A 9,613-nucleotide genomic window follows, 5' to 3' on the forward strand; every position below is an offset into this window, starting at 1 on the left:
GTCCCCCTGCCACTTGGACGCCGCGCCCCCTGCGCGCGGCGTCCGCCCAGTCAGGATTCGCCCGGCTGTTCCGGAGTCAGTAGCCACGCGGCGGCGTAGAGCGGGATCGCGAATCCGGCGGTGAAGAAGACGCCCGCCACGAGGGCGATGCGCAGGATCGCGGCGTCGACGCCGAGGTAGGCGGCCCAGCCGCCGGCGACGCCCGCGACCATCTTGTCGGTGCGGCTGCGGTAGAGCTTCTTGGTGGCCTGGGGGGTGTACACGCTGTTGGTCATGGCTCAATATTCGCTCCGGAACGACCCCCGGCACATCGGGGAACGGCCCCGAGCCGACCCTGGAATCCGACCCTGAGGGGCCGGAAAACCGGATGCCCGGAGCGTGTCCGCGCTGGTACGACTTCTCCGGTGAAACACGACAGCCCCGAATTCGCCGCCATCGCCGAGCAGGGCACCATCCTGCGCTGCCAGGTCGGGTCCGGCCTGCACGGTACCGCCGTGCTCGGCCAGGACGACCGCGACGAACTCGGCATCTGCGTCGAGCCGCCGGACCACGTCATCGGCCTGAAGCGGTTCGAGCAGTACATCTTCCGCTCGCAGCCCGAAGGCGTCCGGTCCGGTCCCGGCGACCTCGACCTGATCGTCTACTCGTTGCGCAAGTGGCTGCGGCTCGTGCTCAACGGGAACCCGACCGTGCTGTTGCCGCTGTTCGCGCCCGAGACCGAGATCGTGGCGATCGACGAGCTCGGTGCCGAACTGCGTGAGAACGCGCACCGGATCGTCTCGCGCCGCGCGGGGCTGCGGTTCCTCGGCTACTCCCGCGCGCAGCGCGAGCGGATGCTGGGGCTGCGGGGCAAGGCCGGACGGCCGGAGCTGATCGAGAAGTACGGCTTCGACACGAAGTTCGCCATGCACATGGTGCGCCTCGGCGTCCAGGGCGTGGAGCTGCTGGAGACCGGGCGGATCACGTTGCCGGTCCCCGAACCGTGGCTTGGCTGGCTCCGCGATCTGAGGCAGGGCAAGAAAACCCGCGAGGAAGCCTTGGAAGCGGCCGAGACCCTCGAGAGCCGTCTCGGCGAACTCGTGCGCGGGGCCTCGCCGCTGCCGGAGGAGCCCGACACCGCCTGGGTCGACGCTTGGCTCGTGCAGGCCTACCTCCGGGCGTGGAAAATGCCTGGATGACGATCAAAGCGAAAGTGCTCACGTTCGGGGTCGCGGTGCTGACCGTGCTGGGAATCGGCACGGCCGGCGCCGCGCCCGAAGGTCATGGCGCGCAGAGCAGGCTCGACTTCGTTCAGGCTCGCGGCGAGATCCGCGTGTGTTCGACGGGCGACTATCGCCCGTTCACCTATCGCGACGCGGCGGGCGCGTGGAGCGGGATCGACATCGACCTCGCGGGCGACCTCGCGAAGCGGCTCGGCGTCCGGCTCCATCTGGTCCAGACCACCTGGAAGGCGATCGCCGACGACGTCGGGCGGAAATGCGATCTGGCGATGGGCGGGGTGTCGGTGACGTTGGACCGCGCGAAGAAGGGCTTCTACGGCGTTCCCTATCTTCGTGACGGCAAGACACCGATCACCTTGTGCGAGAACGAAAAACGGTTCCAGACACTGGAGCAGATCGACCAGCCGGGCGTCCGGGTGATCGTGAATCCGGGCGGTACCAACGAACAGTTCGCCGACGCCAATCTCAAGCGCGCGACCATCGTCCGTCATCCGGACAACAACACGATCTTCGCCGAGATCCTGGCTGGCCGCGCCGATCTCATGATCACCGACGCGACCGAAACCCGTTGGCAGGCAAAGCAGAACCCGCGCCTGTGCGCGGTGCATCCCGACGAGCCGTTCACCTTCTCGGAGAAGGCGTACCTGATGCCGCGCGACATCGTGTTCAAGGAGTGGGCCGACCAGTGGCTGCATCTCGCGCTGAACGACGGCACCTACGCGCGGATCGCGAAACCCTGGCTCGGCTGAAATCGGTTTGAACCACTTCCGTTACCCGGCCGTATCCCTGGATGTGGGTGAGGAGGAACCAGACCGGAGGAAGCACCGATGATGAACAGTGTCGGGAAACACCGCAAGCGTGCGACGATCGGCATCGCGTCCGTTCTCGGGGTGGCCGCCATCGCCGCGGCGATGTTCGCGATCAGCACTCCGGACGGGCGGGCCTCGGAAAGCTGCCAGGGACTGGACAGCGCCCTCCGGAACAACCTGGACTTCATCGCGGGCCAGCAGGCGGAGCCGGACGCGCAGTCCGGGGCGCGGATCGCGAACCGGCAGGCCGTCGTCGACCTCATCCAGCAGCGCCGCGAAGCCGCGGGGTGCACCGAGGACGTCCAGGCCGCCGAGCAGGGCGACGCCGTGGCCGATCAGGGAGCGGCGGCCGCCGGGGAAGGAGAAGTCGTCTGCCAGGGCTCCACGGTGACGCTGTCCGGCGAGGGCGGCGCACCCGCGGCGTCCAGTAGCGAATTCCCGGCGGGCACCAAGCTGAAGGTGACGAACCTGGACAACGACAAGTCCACGACGGTCGAGGTCACCGGCGTCTCCGGCAGTTGCGCGCTGCTGAACAACGCGGCCTTCGAACAGGTCCGCGAACCAGGGAAGTTCCTGATCCGCCGGGCCACCATCGAGCGGGTCGGCTGAGACATCCGCACCGGGGACGGGGAAGACGCGGACGGTCCCGGTGCGGAGGCGGCACGAGTCCTCCTGGTCCCCTCGGCCAGGAGGGCTCGTGGTCGTTTGTATCTCGCTTGTACGCCCTTTCGGGACGCTTCTCGCGAAACGCCGAGAAAGGACATCCGATGAGATTCAGACGAGTGGTCACGGCGGCCGCCACCGCCTTGCTGGGCATGGCCGGGCTGGCGATCACCGCGACGTCGGCCGAGGCCGCCGTCGGGCCGCGTCCCAACTTCCAGCTCCCGTTCCCCTGCAACCAGGTGTGGAACGGCGACAACGACAACAGCAGCGCGCACCGGGCCTACGAAATCGACTTCAACCGCGGCAGTTCCGCGGGGGCGGACCTCGGCGACACCGTGGTCGCGGCGGCGGCGGGCAAGGTCGTCATCTCGGCGCACCAGGGTTCGGCCAACGGGTTCGGCAACCTGGTGAAGATCGACCACGGTGGGGGGTGGTCGACCTACTATGCGCACCTGAAGGTCCGCTCGGTCGCGCTCAACGCGCAGGTCGCGCAGGGGCAGAAGATCGGCGAGGTCGGCAACACCTCCAAGCCGGGCAACAACATCAGCCCGCACCTGCACTACGAGGTCCGCACCAACGACTCGTCTTGGCCGAGCAACATCCAGCCCGCGTACTTCAACGGTGTGCGGTTCGGCTACCCCAACGCCAACGTGACCTCGAAGAACACCTGCAGCGGCACCGGGAACCCCAACCCGTACGACGCCGTCGAGGTGTGCGGCGACGGCTACAAGGTGATCGACTCGCAGGCGCTCGGCAGCGCCGCGACCGCTTACCTGCTGTACAACTCCGCGAACCAGAACAACTGCGTCACCACCATCAAGTCCACCTCGGTCGGCACGGGCAGCGCGGTTTCGGCCTTCCTCGAAGTCCAGGGTTCGGCGCGGAAGACCGACTCCGGCAGCTTCGAGTACTACGCGGGCCCGGTGAGCGCGGCCGCCGGAGCGAAGTGCGTCCGGTGGGGCGGCTCGGCGGGTTCCACCAGCTACGAATCGCCTTTCGAGCACTGCAGCTGATCTTCTCCCGAACGCCATGAAAGGTCCTTTCCTTGCGAAATTTGCAAGGAAAGGACCTTTCATGGCATCGGGAGGTGGGTGCGGACGCGGGTGAGGCGGGCTTCCCAGGCCGCCCGGACGTCCGGGGCGGCGGCGTGGGCGGCGAACAGATCGGGAGCGGGAGCCCGAAGTGGCACCGGCAGTCGACCGTCCACAGGGGACAGTGAGTCGCCGCAGACATCCCCCGTCAGCAAGGACATCGTGCCCAGTCCGCACGCGAAGTCCAAAGTGGGCAGTGCGCCCGCGAGCGCCAGCCCGGCGGCGAGACCGACGCTCGTCTCGACGGCGGACGACACCACGCACGGCAGCCCGCACGCTTCCGCGACCTCAAGCGCGCGCAGGACCCCGCCCAGCGGCGCGACCTTCAGGATGGCGATGTCGGCCGCTCCCGCCACGGCCACCTTGAGCGGGTCCTCGGCCCGGCGGATCGATTCGTCCGCGGCGATCCGCACATCGACCCGGCGCCGGACGTCCGCCAGCTCCTCGATCGACGGGCACGGCTGCTCGACGTATTCGAGGCCGTCCGCCGCGCGGTCCAGTTCACCGATGGCCTTGACCGCGGTGTCCACGTCCCAGGCCATGTTCGCGTCGACGCGGACCGCGCCTCGCGGGCCCAGCGCGGACCGCACCGCCTCCACGCGGGCGCAGTCCTCCGCGAGGCTCACCCGCGGGTCGGCGACCTTCACCTTCGCCGTGCGGCAGCCCGACGCGGACACGAGTTCGTAGGCCTTGTCCGGGGACACCACCGGGACGGTCGCGTTCACCTCGACGCTCTCCCGCACCGGCGACGGCCAGCCGCGTTCGCTCGCCTCCAGGGCGGAGGCCAGCCACGGCGCGCTCTCGGCGTCGGAGTAGTCGGAGAACGGGCAGAATTCGCCCCAGCCCGCTTCGCCGCGGATCAGCAGTCCTTCACGGACGGTGATGCCACGGAACCGTGTGCGCAGGGGGATCGCGTAGACGTCCATCGGCACCGATCATGCCACCGCGGGAATCACGTGCCGTTTTCTCCGGTTCCGGACAGAATGAGCGATGTGGCACTCGACTTTCGCGTGCTGGGGCCCACGGAGGTCACGGCGGACGGGCTGCCGGTGCCCTTGGGCGGCAGCAGGCCGCTCATCGTGCTGGCCGGTCTGTTGCTGCGCGCGAACACGGTGGTGCCGGTCGAGGAACTGGGCCGGTGGCTGTGGCCGGACGACCGGCGGCGGTCCAAGGGCGCACTGCAGACCTACATCCTGCGGGTCCGGCGCGCGCTCGGCGACGACGTCACCATCCGCACCGAACGCGGCGGTTACCTGCTCGAACTCGACGAGAAGCTGCTCGACCTCGCCCGGTTCCGGGCACTCGCCGCGGCCGGAACGGAGGCCGCGCGGGACGGTGACCTGCGCGTGGCCGCGGACCGGTTCGCCGCCGCCTTGGCCGAGTGGCGTGGCCCGGCGTTGCAGAACGTCCACTCCGAAGCACTGCTTCGGGACGAAGCCGACCAGTTGGGCGAAGAGCGGTTACGCGTGCGTGAGCAGTGGGCCGACGCGCTCATCGCCCTCGGCGATCACGCCACCGTCGTTCCCGAGTTGACCAGGTTGTGCCGCGAGAACCCGCTGCGGGAGCGGCTGCACGAACAGCTGATGATCGCGCTCTACCGGTCCGGGAGGCAGGCCGAAGCGCTCGACGTCTACCGCCGGATCGGCGCGGTGCTCGCCGAAGAACTCGGCCTCGACCCCGGCGCGTCGCTGCAGCGGGCGCACCAAGCCATCCTGACCGGTGAAGAGTCCGGTGAGACCACATTGGACTCAGAGCTGACGCGGTACCGGCTCGGCGCCGAACCGTTGATCCCGCGGCAGCTTCCCGCCGATCTCCGGGTGTTCTCCGGCCGCCAACGCGACCTCAAGGCGCTGCACGGCCTCGTCCCCGAGGCGCTGGACACCGAGCGCTCGACGTCCATCGCGTCGATCGAGGGGATGGGCGGTATCGGCAAGACGACGCTCGCCGTCCATTTCGCGCACGAGGTCGGAGACCGCTTCCCCGGCGGGCAGGTGTACCTCAACCTGCGCGGCTACGGCCCGGGGGAGCCGGTCGAGGCCGCCACCGCGCTCGAAACCATGCTCGTTTCCGTCGGTGTCCCCGCCGACCGGATCCCCGCCGACGTCGACGGGCGCGCGGCCACCTGGCGCACCTACAGCGCAGGCCGCCGGATGCTGATCCTGCTCGACAACGCCGCGAGCACCGAACAGATCAGGCCGTTGCTGCCCGGTCCTGGCTGCCTGGTGCTGGTGACCAGCCGCTGGCAGTTGCAGGCGCTCGTGGCGACCCATGGCGCGCGGCGCGTCGCGCTGGAGGAATTGCCGGACGAGGACGCGATCGCCCTCCTCGCGTCGACGATCGGGCTGGACCGGGTCGCCGAAGATCCCGAGGCCACCGAACGGTTCGTCCGGTACTGCGGCGGGCTGCCGCTGGCCATCCGGATCCTCGCGGTGCGGGCGGCCCAGTTCCCGGATCTCGGGTTGAGGGAGTTCGTCCGGCTGCTGGAAGCCGAACAGGACCGGCTGGGCTCGTTCGACCTCGCCGACGGCGACGAAACGAACATCCGGGCCGTCTTCTCGTACTCGTACCGCGCGCTCGACGAACGGGCCGCGCGGCTGCTGCGGCTGCTCGGCCTGCCCACCGGTGGCGACTTCAGCGTGCCCGCGGCCGCGGCGGTGGGCGGGGTCGACATCGCCGAAGCGCACGAGGATCTGGCGAAACTCGCGTCCGCGCACCTGATCGCGCGGTCCAAGCCCGGCCGCTACCAGTTCCACGACCTGATCCGCGCGTACGCGGCCGAGCTTTCGGCGAAGATCGACGGGCCCGAAGCGCGGACGGCCGTGCTCGACAGGCTGCTCCACGCGTCGCTGGCCTCGGCGTTGAACGCGTCGAGGCTCCTGCGCCCGGAACGGCACTACCGGCTCGTCGAACCCGAGCGGTTCGACGGCGACGGCCTGCGGTTCGGGCATTACGAGCAGGCGCTCGACTGGTTCGACGAGGAGGCGGGGAACCTCATCGCCGCGGTGAACGTCGCGTACCGGGAGCGGCGGTACCGGGAGTGCTGGCAGCTGGCATGGCTGCTGCAGTCGTACTTCATCGTGCGAGCGCGGCTGGAGGACTGGCGTTCGGTGTTCGGCGTGGCGCTCCGCGCCGCCCGCGATCTGGGGGACCGCTCCGGCGAGGCCGCCATTCTCAGCGGGCTCGGCGTGGCCTGCGGAGTCGCCCGCCAGTACGACGACAGCATCGCCTACCTGAAGCAGGTCGTCGAACTGCAACGGCAGGTCGGAGACCGGCAAGGCGAGGCGAGAGCCCTCTACAACCTCACGCTGGCCAGCCAGGACCCCGAAACCGGTTGGGAATACGGGACGCGCGCGTTGAGGCTCATCCGGGAGAGCAAGGTCGGCGCCGGCATGGAGTCCAGCGCCTTGCAGGCCCTCGGCGACATCTGCACCCAGGCGGGCCGCTTCGAGCAGGCACTCGATTTCGCCGATCAGGCCTTGGCGCTGGAGGCGCACGCTCTCCCCGACGAAGCCCGCTTCACCCTGCACACCAAGGGGACCGCCCTGGTCGGGCTCGGCCGGGGCGACGAGGGCATCGCCTGTATGCGGCGCGCTGTCGAGATGTTCTTCGCCCACGGCGAGCTCTACGAGGCGGCCGACGTGCTTGCCCAGCTCGGCGGAATCCATCTGCGGCTCGGTGATCCCTCGTCGGCGCGGGAGTGCTGGCTGCGTTCGGTCCGGGTGCTGACCGAGCTGGCGCATCCCGACGCCGAGGACGTCCGGACGAAGCTGGCCTCGCTCGTCGGCGAAACGGCCAAGGCGGAGTGAGGCACGGGCGCCCGGCGTGCCGACCCCCAGTTGCAGCACGCGAGTACGCCCGTGCCCGCACATGTCACCTAACCGGACACCGCTCACTGCGCGCTGACTGTGCAGCGTGCGCGGGTCAAGCCAGCTGTTTCGCGAGGGTGATCGCGTTCTTCGGCGCCTCGACCTTGACGTCGTTGTCGAAGTAGACGTACGTGTCGCGGCCCCAGCCCTTGATCTTCCGGGCCCACTTCTCCAAGGCCTTGTCGCTGTACCCGCTGACGTACAGCTCCTCGTCGCCGTGCAGACGGACGTACGCGAACTCGTCGCTCGTCATCTCGTCGACGAACGGGAACTTGCCCGCGGTGTCGGCGACCACGAGCGCGATGCCGTGTTTCCGGAACAGTTCGAGGCTTTCGGGCTCGGCGAAGCTCGGATGCCGTACTTCGACGGCGTGCCGGAGCTTCCGGCGAGGCTTCGGATCGGTGTGCGGCTCGGCCTTAAGCTTGTCGTCGTGCTTGCGCGCGAGCTTGGCGGCGGCGTCACTGGTGCGCGGCAACAGCTTGAAGAACGCCTCGACGCGCTCGGCGTCGAACGCCAGCCGCGGCGGCAGCTGCCAGAGGAACGGCCCCAGTTTCCGGCCGAGCGCCAGTACGCCGGACGCGAAGAAGTTCGCCAGCGGCGTCTCGACGTCACGCAGTTGCTTCATATGCGTGATGAAGCGGCCACCCTTGACGGAGAAGACGAAGTCGTCCGGTGTCTCCTCGGCCCACGCCCGGTACCGCTCGGGACGCTGCAATGAGTAGAACGAGCCGTTGATCTCGGCCGAGTTCATCCGGGACGACAGGTATTCCAGCTCGCGCCGCTGCACCAGGCCGCGGGGGTAGAAGTCCCCGCGCCACGGTGGGTAGCGCCAGCCCGAAGTGCCGATCCTCAGCTCCGCGACGTCGATCACCGCCTTCCCGTGTCGCCCAGATTCCCCTCTCTTGGGGAGATAAACGCCGGCTCACGCCCACGAGAACCGCCAACGGCGGGTCTGGACCAGGCTGGAGGCGAACTCGCGCAGAGTGCCCGGCTGACCGGCGAACGAGGGCAGGCAGAACGCCCGGTGTTCGGCGGCGACGGTGAGCGCGCGGCCCTGGGTGCGTGGCGGCGCGGCCACCGACAGCTCCAGCGAATCGAAGCCCAGCACCGTGAGCGTCGCGCCGAAACGGTCTTCCCAGCTGCGCAGGACCGCGGACAGCTCGTGGACCTGGTCGGTCGCCTTGATCATGCCTGTCCAGCCGAGGATCGCCGGGATGTCGGCGGGCCGTTCCGTCTGCACCAGGGCCAGCCGGTGCTGCCCGCGCGCCGCCAAAATCGACCCGGTGTTACCCGCCTCGGCCAGCGGATCCGCCCGGCGCGACGGACGGCGGGCGAGCCCGGGGAACTTCGCGCCGAACGGGCGCAGGCAGGCGCCGTCGCAGCACGACGTGTCCCACCAGCGGGCCAGGACCTCGGCCGGGTCCACCGAGGAGATCCGGTGATCGGCGGGGGCGAGCCTGCCGCGGTCGTCGATCCAATCCTCGCCGTTGGCGGCGAAGCGCTGGTCGTGCGGGATCAGCACCGGCCACAGACCGGAGCGGTCGAACTCGGCGACGCAGCCGGTGTAGCGCTCCGGCCTGGCCAAGGGCAGATCCGAAACCCAGATCCGGCCGTGCCACCGGCCGGGCGGCAGGGTCTGGACGGGCGGCGTACCCGGGCGGAACGGTGCGATCGTCATCGGCTTCCCCTCGAACTGGTGTTCGGTCAACTCTACCCGAACACTAGTTCGAAGCACCGACAGTTTTCGATACCCCGTTTGCGGGATCTCGGGACGGGTGCCTCAGGTGTCCCTGGTGTCACAGTGGCCACAGAGTCTGTCCACAGTGGACTCGCTGGGGCGGCGGAGGTGCTGTCGCGAAAGCCACTTTCGCAACGTTGAAGGTTGCGAAAGCGGTTTTCGCAACGCGTTGGCGCGGGGTCGGCGGGCGGCGATCGGCCGCGAAGTACATGAAGGCCCCCTTCCT

The 9,613-nt window shown here is 69.3% G+C and carries 9 protein-coding genes; 5 read left to right on the forward strand and 4 right to left on the reverse strand.

Going from position 1 to position 9,613, the window contains the following annotated elements; all coding sequences use genetic code 11:
- Nucleotides 1-50 precede the first annotated feature (50 nt).
- Entirely contained in the window at nucleotides 51-275 is a 225-nt protein-coding gene (locus tag ACFVM3_RS41040) for a PspC domain-containing protein (protein WP_126730366.1), read from the reverse strand.
- A 129-nt stretch (nucleotides 276-404) separates the two neighbouring features.
- On the opposite strand from ACFVM3_RS41040, the gene ACFVM3_RS41045 reads away from it, so the two are divergent.
- The 4 genes from ACFVM3_RS41045 to ACFVM3_RS41060 all read left to right on the forward strand — a co-directional run bounded on the left by ACFVM3_RS41045 (nucleotide 405) and on the right by ACFVM3_RS41060 (nucleotide 3,705).
- Complete coding sequence (locus tag ACFVM3_RS41045) at nucleotides 405-1,178, forward strand: DNA polymerase beta superfamily protein (RefSeq protein ID WP_378445205.1); 774 nt, start codon at nucleotides 405-407, stop codon at nucleotides 1,176-1,178.
- Complete coding sequence (locus ACFVM3_RS41050; RefSeq protein WP_378445207.1) at nucleotides 1,175-1,969, forward strand: transporter substrate-binding domain-containing protein; 795 nt, start codon at nucleotides 1,175-1,177, stop codon at nucleotides 1,967-1,969. The genes ACFVM3_RS41045 and ACFVM3_RS41050 overlap by 4 nt, the downstream gene beginning before the upstream one ends.
- Nucleotides 1,970-2,047: 78 nt before the next feature.
- Nucleotides 2,048-2,638, forward strand: a complete 591-nt coding sequence (locus ACFVM3_RS41055) for a hypothetical protein (RefSeq protein WP_378445209.1) — start codon at nucleotides 2,048-2,050, stop codon at nucleotides 2,636-2,638.
- 158 nt (nucleotides 2,639-2,796) lie between these two features.
- The gene (locus ACFVM3_RS41060; protein WP_378445211.1) at nucleotides 2,797-3,705 is read left to right on the forward strand and encodes a M23 family metallopeptidase; all 909 of its coding nucleotides are present in this window, start codon (nucleotides 2,797-2,799) and stop codon (nucleotides 3,703-3,705) included.
- A gap of 59 nt (nucleotides 3,706-3,764) precedes the next feature.
- On the opposite strand, the gene ACFVM3_RS41065 is transcribed toward ACFVM3_RS41060, so the two are convergent.
- The gene (locus ACFVM3_RS41065) at nucleotides 3,765-4,709 is read right to left on the reverse strand and encodes an o-succinylbenzoate synthase (RefSeq protein ID WP_378445213.1); all 945 of its coding nucleotides are present in this window, start codon (nucleotides 4,707-4,709) and stop codon (nucleotides 3,765-3,767) included.
- Between the two features lie 57 nt (nucleotides 4,710-4,766).
- Between ACFVM3_RS41065 and ACFVM3_RS41070 the strand changes: the two genes are divergently transcribed.
- Entirely contained in the window at nucleotides 4,767-7,589 is a 2,823-nt protein-coding gene (locus ACFVM3_RS41070; RefSeq protein WP_378445215.1) for a BTAD domain-containing putative transcriptional regulator, read from the forward strand.
- A 115-nt stretch (nucleotides 7,590-7,704) separates the two neighbouring features.
- Here ACFVM3_RS41070 and ACFVM3_RS41075 read toward each other — a convergent pair whose 3' ends face one another.
- Complete coding sequence (locus ACFVM3_RS41075; protein ID WP_378445216.1) at nucleotides 7,705-8,520, reverse strand: DUF72 domain-containing protein; 816 nt, start codon at nucleotides 8,518-8,520, stop codon at nucleotides 7,705-7,707.
- Between the two features lie 51 nt (nucleotides 8,521-8,571).
- Nucleotides 8,572-9,327: a DUF4253 domain-containing protein gene (locus ACFVM3_RS41080; RefSeq protein WP_378445218.1), complete on the reverse strand. Its 756-nt coding sequence runs from the start codon at nucleotides 9,325-9,327 to the stop codon at nucleotides 8,572-8,574.
- Between the last annotated feature and the right edge of the window lie 286 nt (nucleotides 9,328-9,613).

This window comes from Amycolatopsis sp. NPDC057786 (genome assembly GCF_042797905.1).
Classification (GTDB): Bacteria; Actinomycetota; Actinomycetes; order Mycobacteriales; family Pseudonocardiaceae; genus Amycolatopsis.